13 protein-coding genes are annotated in these 17,743 nt (G+C 40.6%); 4 read left to right on the top strand and 9 right to left on the bottom strand.

The genetic code is table 11. The features are described from left to right. Positions 1-404: 404 nt before the first annotated feature. The 8 genes from DX060_RS08225 to DX060_RS08190 all read right to left on the bottom strand — a co-directional run bounded on the left by DX060_RS08225 (position 405) and on the right by DX060_RS08190 (position 11,783). Positions 405-1,061 (bottom strand): hypothetical protein, encoded by a 657-nt coding sequence (locus DX060_RS08225; RefSeq protein WP_115011999.1) that lies wholly within the window; start codon positions 1,059-1,061, stop codon positions 405-407. Between the two features lie 193 nt (positions 1,062-1,254). Beyond that, positions 1,255-2,523: a PDDEXK-like family protein gene (locus tag DX060_RS08220; RefSeq protein ID WP_115011998.1), complete on the bottom strand. Its 1,269-nt coding sequence runs from the start codon at positions 2,521-2,523 to the stop codon at positions 1,255-1,257. A 99-nt stretch (positions 2,524-2,622) separates the two neighbouring features. After that, on the bottom strand, positions 2,623-3,846 hold the full coding sequence (locus DX060_RS08215) for a BspA family leucine-rich repeat surface protein (protein WP_181814252.1): 1,224 nt from the start codon (positions 3,844-3,846) through the stop codon (positions 2,623-2,625). Positions 3,847-3,941: 95 nt separating this feature from the next. After that, on the bottom strand, positions 3,942-5,396 hold the full coding sequence (locus DX060_RS08210) for a VWA domain-containing protein (RefSeq protein WP_115011996.1): 1,455 nt from the start codon (positions 5,394-5,396) through the stop codon (positions 3,942-3,944). 3 nt (positions 5,397-5,399) lie between these two features. After that, on the bottom strand, positions 5,400-7,517 hold the full coding sequence (locus DX060_RS08205) for a BspA family leucine-rich repeat surface protein (RefSeq protein ID WP_181814251.1): 2,118 nt from the start codon (positions 7,515-7,517) through the stop codon (positions 5,400-5,402). A gap of 227 nt (positions 7,518-7,744) precedes the next feature. Further along, positions 7,745-8,323, bottom strand: a complete 579-nt coding sequence (locus tag DX060_RS08200) for a BspA family leucine-rich repeat surface protein (RefSeq protein WP_115011995.1) — start codon at positions 8,321-8,323, stop codon at positions 7,745-7,747. Between the two features lie 50 nt (positions 8,324-8,373). Next, a complete protein-coding gene (locus DX060_RS08195) occupies positions 8,374-9,855 on the bottom strand; it encodes a DUF2779 domain-containing protein (protein WP_115011994.1) in 1,482 nt (493 codons plus the stop codon). 179 nt (positions 9,856-10,034) lie between these two features. Next, entirely contained in the window at positions 10,035-11,783 is a 1,749-nt protein-coding gene (locus DX060_RS08190; RefSeq protein ID WP_115011993.1) for a DUF262 domain-containing protein, read from the bottom strand. Positions 11,784-12,019: 236 nt separating this feature from the next. Between DX060_RS08190 and DX060_RS08185 the strand changes: the two genes are divergently transcribed. Next, positions 12,020-12,976 (top strand): helix-turn-helix transcriptional regulator, encoded by a 957-nt coding sequence (locus DX060_RS08185; RefSeq protein WP_115011992.1) that lies wholly within the window; start codon positions 12,020-12,022, stop codon positions 12,974-12,976. A 99-nt stretch (positions 12,977-13,075) separates the two neighbouring features. Further along, on the top strand, positions 13,076-13,279 hold the full coding sequence (locus tag DX060_RS10895) for a hypothetical protein (protein ID WP_147278807.1): 204 nt from the start codon (positions 13,076-13,078) through the stop codon (positions 13,277-13,279). A 3-nt stretch (positions 13,280-13,282) separates the two neighbouring features. Here DX060_RS10895 and DX060_RS08180 read toward each other — a convergent pair whose 3' ends face one another. Further along, the gene (locus DX060_RS08180; RefSeq protein WP_258552262.1) at positions 13,283-15,496 is read right to left on the bottom strand and encodes a TonB-dependent receptor domain-containing protein; all 2,214 of its coding nucleotides are present in this window, start codon (positions 15,494-15,496) and stop codon (positions 13,283-13,285) included. 170 nt (positions 15,497-15,666) lie between these two features. Here DX060_RS08180 and purN point away from each other — a divergent pair, with 170 nt between their 5' ends. Then, on the top strand, positions 15,667-16,395 hold the full coding sequence (purN, locus tag DX060_RS08175; protein WP_258552261.1) for a phosphoribosylglycinamide formyltransferase: 729 nt from the start codon (positions 15,667-15,669) through the stop codon (positions 16,393-16,395). Next, complete coding sequence (locus DX060_RS08170; protein WP_115011991.1) at positions 16,395-17,594, top strand: cation:proton antiporter; 1,200 nt, start codon at positions 16,395-16,397, stop codon at positions 17,592-17,594. Before purN ends, DX060_RS08170 begins: the two co-directional genes overlap by 1 nt. Positions 17,595-17,743: the final 149 nt, after the last annotated feature.

The raw sequence follows: 17,743 nt of genomic DNA, 5'->3' as shown, positions 1-17,743 counted from the left end.
TATAAAAATGAAAATTATGGTGCGTGTAATTTTCCGTGTAAGTTTCCTTGTAAAGGTAGTCTCTCTTATAGAAAGAAAACATACTTGCATTGTAGCTTATCTCAAAGAGCGCTTTGACTTGGGCTTTGCTATGGCTTGGAGGCGGGTTAGTATATCTTCAAAACTATTTGGCTCTAGCTCTATATAAATACGAGAAGAATCATAAGATTCCAAAAGTTCTACAAGAGGCTTTATTTGCCACTTTTGTAATCTTAAAATGGCGTTGTAACAAAGCGAAATGATTTTATGGATTTGAAAATAGCTTATATTTGGGTAGTTATGCTCTAAACTAGGCTCACTTGCTATATCATAATAGAATCTCTTCTTTTCTTTTTTATTTTGTGGAATCTGTGAAAGATAGTCATCTAGGGCTTTAGCGTGAGTGTGGCTTGAATGAAGGGTAATATATGGGCAAAATGTCGCTTGATTTTTCCCTTGCTTTTCCAATAACCAAAATGTGTGTAAAGATTATTGTAATCTAGCCCCTGCCTATTTAGCACATCAAGCAAAACTTTAAAAAAGATATATTGTGTAATTTTCTCCGCACTAGGGGAACTATACTTTCTATCCAAAATTGTCTCTTCAAAGGCTCTATTGTAACTATAACTATCACCAATGTAAAAGCTTGGAGAGAATGCTGATGTTAAAATCTGTTGTATGAAGTATTGTGTATCATTGTAGCTGATTGAAAAATTCCGCACATAGCGTAAATATATCTCTATGTGAGGAGGCATTTCAAATCGTAGCTCTTGTGATAGAGCTTCATATTTTTCAGCGTATTGTAAAAACTTCATAAGTGCGACCTTTTTTGATTGTATATGCTGTTTGTTTATGGCTGCTACATCTTGGTTGGGAGTTTTTGCAAGGGCTTTGAAACTATCACCTATGCAGAAATTAGTCTCAATAAAGTCATTAGACAAGCTATCTAGAATCTCATTAGGTGTGTTAAGATTCTCATCTTTATTTTGACTCCAAACCCCAGACAAACTTGCTAAAATTTCCTTGACATTAGGCTTATCCATTTTTCCCCTTTTTAAGATTTGTTATGATGAGTTGGTAAAATCTTGCTATGTCTTATTTTTACCTTTAATAAACAAAACTATATCACAGAGCTTTGACAGCATTATGACAAATGTATTAAATATTGAAGAATCTTTGAGGATTGTGTAGCCCACAAAGCAAGATTCTAGTCTTTGCGTTGTGGGAGCTATATTGCTATCCTTGATAGGATTTAAGCTTTTTATTCAAGGATTTAATCTCGCTAGAATCCAAAAATGCTTGCAAGTTAAACTCTAATTCTGCTATTGAAGTATCAAACGCATACCACCAAAAATTTTTATCATAATTAAGCCACCAAACAAACTTGACATTTAAATAATCTATGATTTTGCTCGATATATTATCATCTAAATTATCATTCAAGTCTTGCTCAAAAATCCGCACACCATAGCAGTTATATTTCTCTTTTTGAATATAATGTTCCACACAAAAGGCAAAGTAGTATTTACCACAATCTTTAGGCTTAATCATAAAGGGGTAGCTTAAATCATTCTTGCCCCAACTGCCCATTTTTTTATTTTTACTTGTCTTAACAATCTCAAAGCCTTTGCTTTCAATTTGCTCTCTATGCTTTTCTATAATCACCTCACAATAAGATTCTATAATTTTGTCTTTATTCTTTAGAATCTCAAAGACTATTTCCATATTTTCCTGCATATTTCCCTGTGTTAAAAATTTCTCTACACTCATTGTGTTCTCCTTTGTTTTTGTAACGATTTGCACGACATCTTTATAGAAGTATAGTGCGGAATTTAGATGCGTGATACAGCCAACTTTTGCCTGTGAATTTTCTATCCATTTTAGAATCTCATTTTTATAAGTGATAGCTTTAAATCGCACTTGATTGCCTTGCCTATCTACAAGATAATCTCCTTGTATTTCCCATTTGCCTAGACTATCTTTTGAAGGTTTTCGCTCATCAGGGGCTAGGTAAAGCACAGCAATATTGTCATAGGACGCACTTTGCTCTTGTGGCGTTTCACTTTCGCTAGATTCTGTCTCGCTAGACTCCATATCATCATTAGAATCTTTGCTTTGTTCTTTTGCCATTATCTCAATATATCGCTCAATTTGTCTGTCTTGATCTTCCGCCCAAATCTTATTTTCTACAATGATATGCCGCTCACCATTCGTGATATATACATCAATATTTTTATACTCTTTATACACCCTAGCATTGCTTGCATTGCCAAACCATTCTCTAAGCCCTACGCATTCTAAAAATGTTTCTAAAAACACATCGCCTTGATAGTGATTATTCCTAGGATCTAAAAATCCGCTTATTAACGAGCTATGCAGTTTGACTTCATTGCTCTCACTCCACATTTGCAAGTAGGGATTGAAGTCATTATTCCCACGCCTTTTGTGCTTCTCTGCTTGTTCTAAAAAGCTCTTCACGCGTTCAAAAAATCTCCCATATTCCATAGTTTCTCCTGTTTTAGACAGCGGCATTATAGCAAGGTGGCTTATACATTTCCTGCTGAAGTTCTACCAAAGCTCTTGAACGCTTAGGGTAGGTTGTGATTATTTTCTTTGCCACACTCTCTTAATAAACGCCTTGTCAAACATCTCTTCGCCCACTTTTTCACGCCACGATTTTATATATTTTTTAGGGTAATTTGTGTCGGCAAATATGCCTTGTATATTGACTTGATTGTTGATATTCCACTCATTTAAGCTGTGGCAAAACTGCTCTGTTCCACAAAACATATTTTCCATATCCTCCACATTTTCTACATTCCAGCCACTAATATCAGCATTAAACCAGCGATTACAATAAAACATACCATACATATTGACCACATTACTCACATTCCACGACTCTATCCCGCTAAAATCCTTGCGACTAGAGAAAAAATCACTAAAAACACAACTCATATCAGTGATGTTTGATACATCAATTTGGCTGAGTTGTATTTCTTCTCGTTCTGTTAGATTGCATAGCTGCCTGTTTGTCAGCGGATAGAATCGCTGCGTTTGCTTGTAAAAATCATCGATTTTTCTTGTGATAAAGGCATCAAATATCGTGCCAGCAAACACATAGTTAGAATACGCAAAAAGCTCTATATCCCACTTTGGCAGTATGCATAACGCCTCAGTGCCAAAAAACATTCTATCTATATCGGCTTTGGGATTTACGCGCCATTTGTTTAAATCTTGATTGAAAGCTAGCGAGTAGGCAAACATACCGCTCATATCTTCCACATTGCTAATATCCCAATCGCTAATATCTTGATTAAAATCACTATTCCAAAACATACTATTCATATTTTTTACCTTGCCGACATTCCAGCGGCTAATATCGCCATTAAAGCTAGAGTCTTCAAACATATGGCTCATATCCTCTACGCTACTTACATTCCAGCGGCTAATATTCCAGCTCCAATGTCGCTCAATATGCACATCTCTAAACATCGCCCACATACTTTTTACTTGGCTTACCTCCCACGACTCTATCCCGCTAAAATCCTTGCGTGTAGAGCCATCAAAGATTCTGCTCATATCCGTTACTTTGCTTGGGTCAATATCATCAAGCTCAATGCTATCAATATCGCATAATGCTTTAAGCTCATCATTATTTTTTGGGCGATATTTGCCATTTGTGAATTCGATTTTATGCTTACCAATGCCGAGTATAAGCACTTGAGAATCTTTTAAAGCTTCATTTTCTGGCTCTTCAAATACTGCTTTAAAGCCAAAATCATCAGGCAAAATTTTTAGAATCTCATTAAGCGTATTTCTATCCATAGTGTCTCCTGCTGTTGTAGTAAAAGTGGATTCTAGCAAGCACATTTGACAGCGTTATGACAAAGCTAAACCAAGATATAAAGACTTAAGTAAATCTAGCTAATGCTAGGGTGATGAGAGTGCCGAGTGTGCAGCCTATCTGTGTGGCTATTATATACCCAATGTGTATCAAAAGATGTGTGCGTGTCATAAGTGCCATCTATGTCTAAAAGATAGAATCTATTGCCATTGCGCCTTTGGTCTTGTGTTTGCTTCTCTAATTTGCTTGAAAAACCATCAAACCAACCATCTGTAATGACAATCAAATCTGATTGCACAAAATCATCTTCTTGCATTTTTTTAAGCCCTTCTGCTAATGCTGGCTCTACATCAGTGCCGCCATTAAAGCTCATCGCCAAAAAGCCTAGAAGCTTCGCTCTGCCATCTTTGCCACTTAGATCAATAGTCTCTATGGTGCTAGAAAAGTTGATAAGATAGCAAGCGCGGCTTTGCATATCTGCCTTTGTAGCAAGATAGAGTGTCAAAGCCTTTGCTAGATATTCTGGAGTGCCTTGCATACTAGAGCTTGTATCTACACAGATTATTATCGCGCCTTTAGTTTTCTCTTGCTGCTCTTTGGGCGTATCAAAGCTCTGCTTCTCAAAGCAAAAAAGGCGGTTTTGAATATATTTGAGATCAAAGAGTAGCTCTAAATCTGGGTCATTTAGCATTGCTAGCTCTTGGGGCAAGAGATTTGCCAAATCTCGCCCTAAAGTTATCCCACACATTTCTTCTTTATATGTATTTGTTAGCTTTACACTAGAATCCCCCATAGTGCTTGAGCCCAGCGCATCTCCATCTTGCCTGCCCCTGCCTAGTAGATCTGCGATTGTGCGCAAGTGCTTACTGCTTTGCAAAGTTTTCAAATACTGCTTGATTTTTGCGATGTCAATACAGCCTTTTTGCCCTAGCCCACTGCCATATCCCTGCTGACTAACTTGCTCTTGCCCCTCTCCTTCAACCCCACCTTCCATCTCATCGCCCCCACTACCCTCATTTATATCAAACTTCATTCCCCCCAGCATCTCTTGCATTAAAGTAGATGACTCTAGCCCTAAACCCCCTAGCATCTCTTGTAGCTCAAGTATAGATTCTAACGCTCCTATAAGACCTTGGATATATTCTCTTTCTGCTTGTTTTCTCTTAGGCTCTAGCCACATTGATTTTTTAGATTCTAGGACTTTTTCCCAATACTGCAAAATATGCTCCCTACTAGAATCTAGGCTTGCTTGATGATTAGAGGCAAGGGAGTCTAGCTCGCTTTGATGATCTTGGTTATAGCTCAAAAAGCTTTGCCTATCATCTTGTAAGGTTTGGTGATTGATAGTGGGCGTGAGTGCTCGCCTATAGTGTGCTGACTCTTCTTGCCAAAAGGGGTGGCTAGAAGCTAGCTTATCTTGGAGTGCTAGATAGCTAGCGTGGATTTTGTCTAAATACGCACGCACCACTTCATTGTGTAGCAATGCTGTGTAGCGCGGGTTGTGTTCTATATCTTGTAGTGTGCTCTGCATAGCCTACCTCATCAAAGCTTGATCATTAGCCCATTTAGGTGGTCGGCGCATCATTTCATATGCGCCATCAAACATATAGCCCATACTAGTTACATTACAGACATTCCAATTATCAAGCACTTGGCAAAACTTCACTGCGCCATAAAACATAAAACTCATATCTGTTACGCTTTCTACATTCCACGCGCCTATTGGCTGATTAAAATGCCTTGCATTTTGAAACATACTGCTCATAGTAGTTACTTTGCTAACATTCCAAGAATCTAGTGGCTGATTAAAATGCTTTGCACCATAAAACATAAAACCCATATCTGTTACGCTTTCTACATTCCACGCGTCTATTGGCTGATTAAAATGCTCTGCAACTGCAAACATAAAAGACATATCTTCCACATTACTAACATTCCAAGAGTTTAATGGTTGATTGAAGCTCTTTGTATTTTGAAACATATGAGACATATTAGTTACATTGCTCACATTCCAATATTCTATCCCACTAAAGTCTGTGCGATTTGAGTCTTTAAATAGCTCACTCATATTTGTAATAGCACTTGTATCAATATCACCTAGATAAACACTCTCATCTTTTACAAGTTTTTTTAGCATTTTTTTGCTTTTTGGCTTATATTTTGGTTTTGTGTATCTAGTTGGAAATGGTATGGGCGTAGGCTGGGTTTGTATAATGGTTTTTAGCTGCTCTAGGGCGATGTCAAGCTGCTTTAACTCATCTTGCAGCTGCGTAATATTGCGCAATATGGGCTGATAATCCCTAGCGGCTAAAAATGGGTTTGCCATTTTGCTTTGTGCGGTATCAAGATCCTCTTGAAGTGCGCTTTGCTTTGTGGCAATTTTTTGGGCGATATTATCGCACTCTTTAGTATAAAGATCTTTTATCTTGTCATCTATTTGCTTTGGTTGATAATTGTCATAAAGCTCCGCTATGCTTTTATCATAATGGTTTTGATATGATGTTTGCAAGGCTGATATGTCATATCGCGGATCATTGCGCAAGGTAGCTTGTATCGACTTTTCTAGAAGATTTTGTATCACTTGAGTTTGTGCCTCATCGCTCCATAAACAATGCTTTAAAAGCATAATATCTGCAAGTAGCACTTCATCTCTATCGCTTAAAACTGCCGCTACTCTCAAAAGCTCTGCCATAGCTACCCACCGCCTGTCAGAGATGTAAATTGGCTCGCTAGGCTCGCTATTTTTATCTATATTTGTTTGCAAGGATTTATTGTGGGATTTTATAGAAGCTTTTAGGGTGTGGAGTGTTTGCAAGGCTTGCTGAGAAAATGTAGCATTTTTAGCCTTTTGCGCTATGTCTTGCAGCTCTTTTAGTGTGATAGGATTTGCGATAGTAATTTGTGCTTCACCTGTGCCTTTCAGCAGGGCTTCAAAGCTAGTTTTTCTATCAACAGGCAAGACCTTTAATCGCACAATAAGCCTATCATACAAGGCTTCTAGCCCTTGATTTGGCGTGGGGAATTCATTGCTCGCGCATACTAGCCCTTTTAGTGGGACTTTTATATCCATATTGCCATCGCGATAAATCTTTTCGTTGATGATGGTTAAAAGGGTGTTTAGGATAGCAGGAGAGCTTTTCCAAATCTCGTCTAAAAACGCAAAATGCGCTGTGGGGAGATAGCCCTGTGTGCTTCGTGTGAGCTTGTTGTTTTTCAGTGCGGCTATGTCGATTGGACCAAAGATTTCTTCAGGGGTGCTGAAGCGATTCATTAAGTAGGCAAAGAAAGTATTAGAATCCACTTTTTGCGTTTGTTTTTCTTCATCACGGATTCTAGGATTTGTAGTGGTGCTTTCGTAGTTTTTAGCACATTTTGGGGCAGAGCAAGAGTCTGCGGTTGCCTCAAAATGTGCTAAATCTGCGGAATGACTACCCAAAGCTGAATCCTTTTTAGAATCCACTTTTTCACTCATATCAAAGGCTAATGCCACACGCCTTGCGACAAGACTCTTTGCCGTGCCGGGCGGTCCGTATAAAAAGGCAGATTTACCACTTAGAAATGAAAGCAATATAAGCTTTAAAGCCTCATCTTTTTCATACACGCCTTGACTTAAGCTTTTTACTATAGATTCTATGCGATGTTTATAGCTCATTGTCGCTCCTTAATCTTTACTATGTAGTGGATTCTAGCGCATAGCTTTGACAGCGTTATGACAAAAGGGATTAAAATGTATGTAGAATTGCTAAGAGATTTTGCGTAAGTTTGCAGGATTTCACACACACACAAAGGGAGGGGAGAGGGTTAATGCGTCAAATTTGGCAAAAGCGAAATATGAAAGAGCAGATTCTAAGCTTTAGAATCTTTGCCACTTATCTTTATTTAATCACCAAAACACATTTTCCACTCTCTAATAGTCAAATTCCAAGAATCTAGCGACTGATCGAAGCTCTCCGCACCATTCAACATAGAATCCATATCTTCCACTTTGCTAATATCCCACGATTCTAGTGGCTGATTGAAGCTTGTTGCGTTATAAAACATTCCTGCCATATCAGTTACATTGCTTGTATCCCAAGAATCTAGTGGCTGGTTAAAGCTCTTTGCATCCGCAAACATATCACTCATATCAGTTGCCTTACTTACATTCCAAGAGCTTAAAGGCTGATTAAAACTCTCTGCATTTGCAAACATAAAAGACATATCTTCCACATTACTAACATTCCAAGAGTTTAAAGGTTGATTGAAGCTCTTTGTATTTTGAAACATATAAGACATACTAGTTACATTGCTCACATTCCACGATTCTATCCCGCTAAAGTCCCTGCGTGTAGAATCTTGAAACAAAAAAGCCATACAATCAATAGCACTTGTATCAATATCACCCAAGTGGATACTCTCATCATTGACAAGATTTTTTAGCTCTTCTGTGGTTTGTGGTTTGTAGATTTTCTTACTCATAGTGTTCCTTTCATTGTAAATTAGAATAATGACATAATACCATAAAACCCCTAGCCCACTAGCTTTTCCAACGCCTTGATAATCTCCACCATAGCACGCGTATCAAGCTTGCAGTAGGCTAAAAGGGCTTGGCGATACTTCTCTTGCTCATTTTTAGGCATAGATTCTAGCGCGGCAAAGCACTCCATAGCCTCTTCTCCATTATGCACGAGATTTAGCTCTTTATAAGCAGATTCCATTTGTGGCACAAGGGCTGGAAGCACGAGCTTGATAGAGTGGCTGCCATTTTGCTTATAGTGATAATAATGCCTAACGGCAAAGGGAGTCATTAGATCTTCAATCTGTGAAGCGATATGCAAAAGCTCCTTTTCATACTGCGGAAAGCTTGCAGCAAGTCTTTCAATCACACCTTTTTCAAAGCTCGCATTATAAGCTAGGATAAAGGCATTTGGCGGGATAGAATCTAGCAGAGTTTTGATGAGTTCAGCTCTAGGGTCAATGCCACTTTTGGCTAAAAATTCTTTATGCTCTAGCTTGCCATTTTTATGCTGGATATGAAGTGAGAATTGAAACGGGATTTGCTCATAGGCACTTGTGCTTACAAATTTAGGCACAGCGAGCTGAAAAGTCTCAAAATCTAAATGATAAATGGGATAACGCAAACTTCCTAAAAACTCCTTGATTTTATCCTTTTGTATATGCACGGATTTTTGTTGAAAGCATTCTATTTGTAGAATCTGCTTGTAGCTTAGCGTATTTATATCTTTTATATCATTAAAGCGTAATACCCCTTGCCTGTATAGCTCTAGCTTTTTATCGCTCTTAAGCCACGCAAGGTTGAAAATAGAATCCTCCCCCTTTATGCCCCTTTGAGCCTCCCAGCAATAAGCCTTTGCCTCACAAGAGTAGGGATCATCACAATGCAGCCCTATATCAATGCTAGGCTCATCTTGCCCCTCTAAAGTGCTAGCAAACTCTTGCAAAATTGCTGGAATCTTTGGGGCAAATTCTTGCACAGATTCTAAGCAAGGCACGATAGAAAATAGCTCTGTTAGCTCAAGTGAATCGCACCTTTTGTAGTCTGTGTTTAAATGGATAAGATTCGCGCCCTTTACACTATATCCGCAATGTGTGATGACATAGTGCTGCACGCTTAAATCATAGATATACACTTCTTTGAGACTTGTAGAGCTTTTCACCTCATTGATGATAAACCCTTGTGCTGTGCTTTGCAAAATATCGACCATCACAACAATGCCCTGATAGATAAAAGTCGCTTCATATATCACGCCAACGCCAGAATCTAGCAGCTCTTTTGTGCGTTTGGCATTGTGGCTTATGCCATCATCAAAGTGGATTCTAGTCCCATTGGGGAAGAGCTCGCAGGCAAGCTCCCCGACTTCATTACCTATGCTAAAAATCTGCACCTGCTCCTTGCTTGGCGGGCTTAGAGCGTCCTTTTTATGAGCTAGAAGCCATAGCAGCTTTTGACACTGCATACCTTTGATAAAGCGAGATTTTGAGAGATTCATAGCTGTCCTTTTATAGGGAGTTACATCACATAAGCGTAGCATAAATCTTTGACAGCGTTATGTCAAAGAAGTGTAGTTTATAGAAACTTGTGTAAATTTATGGAGAGATTTTGCGCAGAATCTGCGCGGATATATAAGCAGCAAATACCCTCTTAAAAAGCTTTAAGAGAGCCTAGAATCTAGCATAAAAAATCTTTGAAAAACTCCCTAGCCCATTGTGTGAATTTTTCATTTTCTTCTATTATGCGTTTTTTGCCAAAAGATTCAAGTGTATTTGCAAAGTTTCTGTTGTAAGGTATTTTAGAATCTTTATAAGCTTCTTTTTTAATTTGCGCCCCGCCATCTCGTATTTTTCTATTAAGCTTACTTTCTAAAACAAGTAAATTCCCAAAGTCATCTTTTATGACATCAAATTCACGAGCATTGTCAAAGCCATATTGTTGTAACGAGCCATTCTCAAACGCATTAAGCGGGACAATATGCTCTATATCGTATGGCTGCATTGTTTTATTGCTATCCCCATTATCATCTTCATCATCACTACTAAGCAGGTCATTAAAAGCCCTAGCGTCCATATCATCACAGCGATAAGTGAAAAATAAATAGCGAAAATATTTCCCCCAGTCGTAATCATCTCTTGCTATATCTCTAAGCACATCATCAACACTAGAGTAGTCGCCTTTAGCACATTTTTTACACTCTTGTATTATTCTCTCTCTAAAGCTGTTTTTACTATCGGTGGCTTCATAAAGATTGTAAGCCCTTGAATCATTGGTTGAATAGCAGCCATAGAAAAACACTTCCGCCTGTGCTAAAAGCCTTAAACACTCATCATCTAAAACCCCATTCATCTCTAGTCTTACTAATGATGAGTAAAACAAAGGATTGATTCTTAAAATGTAAAGAAGCTTAAAGGCTTCAGCACTTGTCTCTGTCCTTTGCATAACGCGATAAAATGCTTTAAAAAACTCAAGCAAATCACTAGAGTATGTATCAATATACTCTAATAACTCTTGTGGATTTTTTGTTTTAGATTTTAATAGCTCTTTGATTTTTTTAAACGATTCTGCTGCCCCATACCGATAATGCCCAATGTCAGCTTGTCCCAAAGCGTGGTAGTTAAAAACACGCGTTTCCACTTCCTTGGCAAACTCCCTATCGCCAAGCGATGAGCTAAGCTTATGTTTCCGTATTTTCGTAGCGATTTTGAAAATCTCTCCAAATCGCTCATTGATCTCATTATCAAGTGTGCCATTATCATTGCTATATTTATTTGAATACAAAATAAGCAAGGCTTTTAACTTATCTAGCAAAAGAAGTGGCACGCCCCTATCATTGACACTTTGAAATGTGCGTATAGCGCGCCCAGAATCCTTTTCCTCTAGCCACATAAGCACCATTTTATCTAGCACAGAGAGATACTCTTTAGCTTGAGTGGATTCTAGCTTACCCACATAATCCCAAATCGCTTCAAAGACTTCATACAATCGCTTCTGCCCATCTGTCTCAATCCTATTTTTCAGGCTTGTATCGCGTTTATTGTTATCTGCTTGTGTGAGAACTGCCTTGAAAAACTCCTGATTAGCAGGAGAAACTTGCAATCTAAGCTCTTTATTTTCATCACGAAAAATATTCATATTCCAAGCAGGATCTTTTGTTTTAGCATTAAGCGCATAGCGGAGCATAAAGATTGTCGTGCTTCTTTGCTGCCCATCAATGATATAGTAGGCATCACTATTTGGCTCTTTTGCTACAACAATCGTGCCTAGAAAATGTCCCATACTATCACTGCTTGCATTTTTTGCTTCTTCTAAATCCTCCCACAATTCATCTAAGTTTTTCTTCTTCCACGCATAGTCTCTTTGATATTTTGGGATAGAAAAACGCCTATTGTTGCTAAAAACTTTTTCCACGGATTCTTGTGCCATTTCTCGCTCCTTTTAGATTTAGATTTGCGCAGGGATTCTAATCAAAAAAAAAAAAACGCAAGGACAATGCAGCCCAGGTCCCCCTGCACCAGACCGCTACAAAGCTAGAATCTAGGGTGAAGTTATAGCGCGCAGTTTGACAGCGTTATGTCAAAGATTTAGAAATTTGCCCTACAATATCCCCTTTTAATATCCTAGAATCCATTGCAAAAATTTAGATTCTAAAAAGGAGCATTATGCCTAGGCACGACTACACCCAGCGGCTCGCACGACTGACCAAAATCCTAACCCTACTCTACCACCCCAAAAGCGATGGCTCACTCTGTGCCAAGACCCTAGCGCAAGAGTTTGGCGTAAGCCTTAGGACTTTGCGCAGAGATGTAGAGATGATGGGCGCGGATTTTAGCTATGAGCGAGATACTATCTACTTCCTAGGCAGCAAGCTCCCAAATAGCACGAGCCAAGCAGACTCATTTATCGCCCTAGCCCTGCTAAGAAGCTTTGCATATAGTATGAATGGCGAGATCAAATCCCAAATGCTCTCCCTCCTAAACTCCCTAGAATCCACCAGCGCGCACAATGCAGAGCCGTTTTTCACCCGCTCAAATTTAGAGGAGATAGCCCTAGAGCCAGAGTCTATCGCACGCTTGCAAAAAGCCATTAAAGAGCATAAAGTCATTGGATTTGAGTTTTTAAAAGAGCCAAATATCCTAAGCCACAGCACAGCCCGCACACAGCGCGAAGTGCTGCCACTAAAGATTCTAAACTTTAGCGGTGAGTGGTATTTGCTAGGGCTAGAATCCAATGAGATAAAGAAGTTTTACCTAAACAACATCACTAATATACGCGAGCTAGGGCAGGGCAAGCGCGTGAGCCAAGAGATTTTAGCACGGCTTGAAAACGCGCTTAATGCGTGGTTTTCCCCAGAAAAAGAGCCATTTATGGTGCGATTATGGATAGATCCTATAATCGCAAAGTATTTTAAACGCAAGAAAATCTCCCCCAATCAGCACCTAGATGAAAACGCCGATGGCAGCCTAGATATTACGCTCTATATCACAAGTGCTATGGAGATCGCACCTTTAGTGCTTATGTGGATACCAAATGTGGTGGTGCTAGAGCCTAAGAGCTTGCGCGATTTCATCGCTAGCAGCACAGAAAATTATCTTAAGCGCATAGCAGAATCTAGCTAGATTGGTCTAAAGGCTAGAATCCACTTTTGGATTTATGGATTGCTTCAGCCCTAAGGACTTCGCAATGACAGAAAAGGGCGTTGCCCTAGAATCCATTTTTTGCGTTCGGCTTTTTCTAAAGAAACATCGCCTAGCGGCGAGCGGTATCCTTTGTTTTCTAAAAAACTTCGCTTCGCTTGTTTTGCGTTAGCAAAATCGCGGCAATCCATAGAATCCACTTTTTCTCTGTCATTGCGAGCGGTGCTTCTGCACCGCGTGGCAATCCATTTTCAAAAAGTGGATTCTAGTGTGGATTACTTCTAGGGCTTAAAAGTCTGCGCGTAGGCTTAGCCAATAGTTTCGGCTTGGCAGGATTCTTTGATAGCGATTTTGCGCGTTTGTGGTGCTGCCGCTTGTGTAGCTTGCATAATCCATAAAATGCACATCAAAGAGATTATTCACAGCAAAAGTTAGTGTGTAGTGCTTGGCAAATGTATAGGTCGCAGCGACATCTACTAGCTGATAATCTTTGTAGTATTTTCCTACGATTTCTCGCACATTTGTTCGTGCATTTGCTCCGGCATAGGCTGTTGGCGTTTGAAACTTCCCGCTCCAGCGCACATAGACGCTAAAATCGCGCCATTGGTATTTAGGCGTTAGCGTGAAGCTATGGCGAGGGATCTCGTTGATAGGCTCGCCCTTGCCTGAGCCGCTTAGTGCTTCTGTATAGGTGAAGCTATAGTTTGCATCAAGAGAGATTCCATAGATAGGCTTAATTTTCGCACCAAATTCTAGTCCTGCTACAAGCGATCGCTCGATATTGCGATAAGTGCTGCAAAGAGTGCTTTGGCAGGTTTGGTTTAGCCCGGGGATTGCCATATTTTGCCCGATGTTGCTTAGGGTTTCTATTTGGTTGTTAAAATCTGTGTAATAGCCTGTTAGGACAAACATCGCTGGATTTGTATCGACAATCGCGCTTAGCTCGTAGTTCCAGCTTTGCTCAGGTCTTAGGTTTGGATTCCCATAAGTGGTGGTCGTGCTACTAGTGCTAGTCTCTGTGGTGATGACACCATCGATTGTTTGCAAAAGCGTGGGGACTAGCATACCGCTTGCTACACCGGTTTTGAAAGTAAGCCATTTAGTGGGGTTGTAATTGACATAAAAGCGTGGATTTAGTGCGCTAGAGAATCTATCGCTATAGTTGTAGCGCAAGCCAAGAGTGGTGCTGATGTATTGGTTGATAAGATAGCTTGCTTCAGCAAAGACAGCGGCTTGATTTTGGTGCATATTTCTCCACTTTGAAGAAATTGTCCCAAGCAAATTTTCGTATTGATAAAAAACACCACCATTAAATGTGATCACACCATAATTTTTCAAATCAAAGTTGTTTGTATAAGTGCTTTGGGCGATCGCGCTTTGGCTTATGCGCTCACTCGCCCAGTTGATATACTCGCCTTGGGTAGCACCGATAGGGACATTTGCGTGAGGGGCGATGAGATTGAAAGAGTGCTGCACATAGCTAGAGAGCTTTCCCCACTCATACTTCCCCTCGTGGCTTAGCACAGAATTGACCTTAAAAAGCTCTTGTATAGAGGTGATACTTCTACCAGAAGTATTAAGTGAGCCAAGACGACCATTATAGATTTCAGAATCTAGGTAGATGTAGTCTTTGTCTGTGGGGGTGTAGTTTAGCCGAAAGCCTCCCATAAAGTTGCGAGAGCCTGTGGAGGAGTGCGCAGCATAGGGGTTGCCATTACTACTTGGGCTTACCCACGAGGGCTTAAGAAATTTATTTGCATCATTAAATCGCCCTGATCCTCTTAGATTGAGCGAGAGCTTGTCTTTGATCAAAGGGGTGTTGATATAGGCGTTTGCGCCATAGGCGTTCCCCCACTCGCTATCTGGCTCGAAAATTTTAGATTCTAGCTGGATGCCGCTTGCAAGCTTGTCGGTATGCTTTTTGGTGATGATGTTGATGACTCCGCCCATCGCATCGCTACCATAGATGATAGAAGCAGGACCGCGGATCACTTCAATCTTTTCTATCATTGAAGCTGGCGGCATAAAGGAGGTTTGATTCCCTAAGCCGTTTTGCACAAAGCCGCGCGTGGTATTCTGCCGCTTGCCATCGATTAGGATAAGTGTGTAGCTTGAGCTAAGACCACGCATAGAGATAGAATTCTGCCCTGTTTTATCCTGCTCTACATATACGCCCGGGACATCTTGCACCGCATCGCCAATATCGCGGATAGGGCGCGTTAGAATCTCTTCTCTGCCAATTATGCTAATGCTAGCTGGAGCTTCTTTGATATTTTGGCTATATCCGCTTGCTGTTACGACTTGCTCATTAAGCATTTTAGTCTCTACTTTCGTGTTGGCGTTAGCAGTGCGTTTGGAGTCGCTTTGCTCTTGCTGGGATTGATAGGTGTTTTTGGTGCTTTGGGCGCTTTGGGTTAGGTCTTGATCAGCAGTCAGTGGATCGCCGAGCATAGACAAAGGCGCAGTAAGGATACCTGCCAAAATAGCTGAATATGTCTTCATAAAAACTCCTTGAAATGTGATAAAAGTGATTGTCTCAAAAATGAAACGCGTTATCATAATATTTTAATAATTAAACTTATTTTAAATTCAATTAACTATGTGTTTAATAACTTAAGTCTAGTAGTGTGGTAGAAATGGGCAAGATATGCCAAAGTGGATTCTAGGGGGGTTTGCTGCAAGTCCTTGGGTGCTTGGGCGTTGTGGTGTGCGGAAGGATCTGCTATAATGCGCACTTTTATATTGAAGCTGGGGATAGAATGCAAGAGAGAGAAAATACACAGGTGCGTATAGCGATACTTTTTAGCGGTAGTGGGAGTAATTTGGAAAATATCGTAGCACAGCAAAAAGACATCGCCGCTGCTTTATCTCCCTATCATATCACTCCGCATATTGTCCTAGCCATTAGTAATAATCCTAGCGCGTATGGGATCGCGCGCTGCAAAAGACTAGGGCTAGAGTGTAAGGTGATTGACCATAGAGACTTTGGCTCGCGTGCGTTGTTTGATCAAGCTTTGGCGCAATGCCTAGAGAGCCACCATATCGATCTTGTGGTGTTGGCTGGGTTTATGCGGATTCTGGGGGAGGAGTTTGTAGAGAAGTTTCGGGCTATCAATATCCACCCGTCATTTTTGCCCTTGCATAAAGGCGCGCACGCGATTGCTGATAGCTTTAATGGGGCAGAGGAGTTTGGCGGTGTGAGCGTGCATTGGGTGAGCTTGGAGCTGGATTCTGGGGCGATTATCGTGCAAGAAAAGCTCCCTAAAATCGCAGGAGAGAGCCTGCAAGACTTTGAGAGTAGAATCCACTTTTTAGAGCACAAACTCTATCCTAAAGCCATTGCTAAGGCGATTATCCAAGCCTTTGGCAGTGGGGCTAAAGCAAGCGGACAGGAGCGATAATGGAGCATATCTTAAGCGATATTTTTGTCAATTTTGCCATCATCGCGCTGCTCATTGCTATCGCGCCGATTTTGGCAAAGGCAAGCAAAATCCCTATCGTAGTCGTGGAGATGTGCCTAGGGTGCTTGGGGCTGTATTTTGGGATATTTCAAGCGAGTGAAAGCCTAGTGCTAATGGCTAAGGTTGGGTTTTTGTTTTTGATGTTTTTGTGCGGTATGGAGGTGGATTTGCGCGGCTTCCAGAATCTTGGGAAGAAATTTTTGCGCAATGTTGTGGTGTATTTTTGCGTGCTGTATGGGCTATCTATCGCGCTGGTGCTAGCACTTGGGCTTAATAAAATCTTCATCGCGGCTTTTCCTGTAATGAGCCTTGGTATGATTATGACGCTTATTAAAGACTATGGCAAGGATAAGCAGTGGCTAGAGCTTGCGTTGCGCGTGGGGGTTGTAGGAGAGGTGGTGAGTATCGCTGCGCTTACGCTTATCAGCGGATTCTACCATTATGGGAATTCGTGGCAGCTGTATGAGAGCTTGGCGGTGCTATGTGTGTTTATCGTAGCGATTGTGGGGCTGTTTTGGTTGTTTGGGATTTTGTTTTGGTGGTTTCCTAATCTCAAGCTCTATGTGATGCCCTATAATGACCTAAGCAATCAAGACATTCGCTTTGTGATGATGCTTTTTATCGTGCTGGTAGCATTGGTGCTGGTGCTGGATTTAGAGGCGGCTCTGGGGGCGTTTCTGGCTGGAATGATTGTGGCGATATTTTTCTCCTATAAGCACGAGCTGGTGCATAAGCTTAATGATGTGGGGTTTGGGTTTTTTGTGCCGCTATTTTTCATCTATGTGGGTAGCACGCTAGATCTTGGGCTACTTATCTCTAATCCCACCTATATCATCAATGGCGCGTATATCGCGTGCGGAATGATTGCGATACGGCTTATCGCGGCAAATGTGGCGTTTGTGAAGTATTTTAATAGCACAAAAGCTGTAACACTCTTTGCCCTTAGTGATTCTATGCCGCTTACTTTCCTAGTCGCTACGGCAAAAATCGCAAGTGATTGGCAGGCTATTACTCAAGAGGTGTATTATGCCTTTATCCTAGCGGCGATGATTGAGGGCGTGGCGTTTAGTATCACGATCAAGCTACTTTATACGCTATGGAAGCAGCCAAAGCCTGCAAGCAAGCATAAGGGCAAGTGAGTGTTGGCAAGTGGGCTTAGTGAGTGGGGCTAGAGCAGTGGCTAGGTGGCAAACTTGCTAAATACTAGCTAGAGAATTGTAACTTTTAGCTATACTTTTGCATTTGTTGGCGTGTGAGTAGAATCTAGTTTATATACTTAGTTAATTGT

Origin of the sequence: Helicobacter canis (genome assembly GCF_900451095.1) — a bacterium.
Classification (GTDB): Bacteria; Campylobacterota; Campylobacteria; order Campylobacterales; family Helicobacteraceae; genus Helicobacter_B; species Helicobacter_B zhangjianzhongii.
The sequence above is the reverse complement of the archived record's forward strand: the minus strand, read 5'-3'. Positions and strand labels throughout refer to the sequence as shown.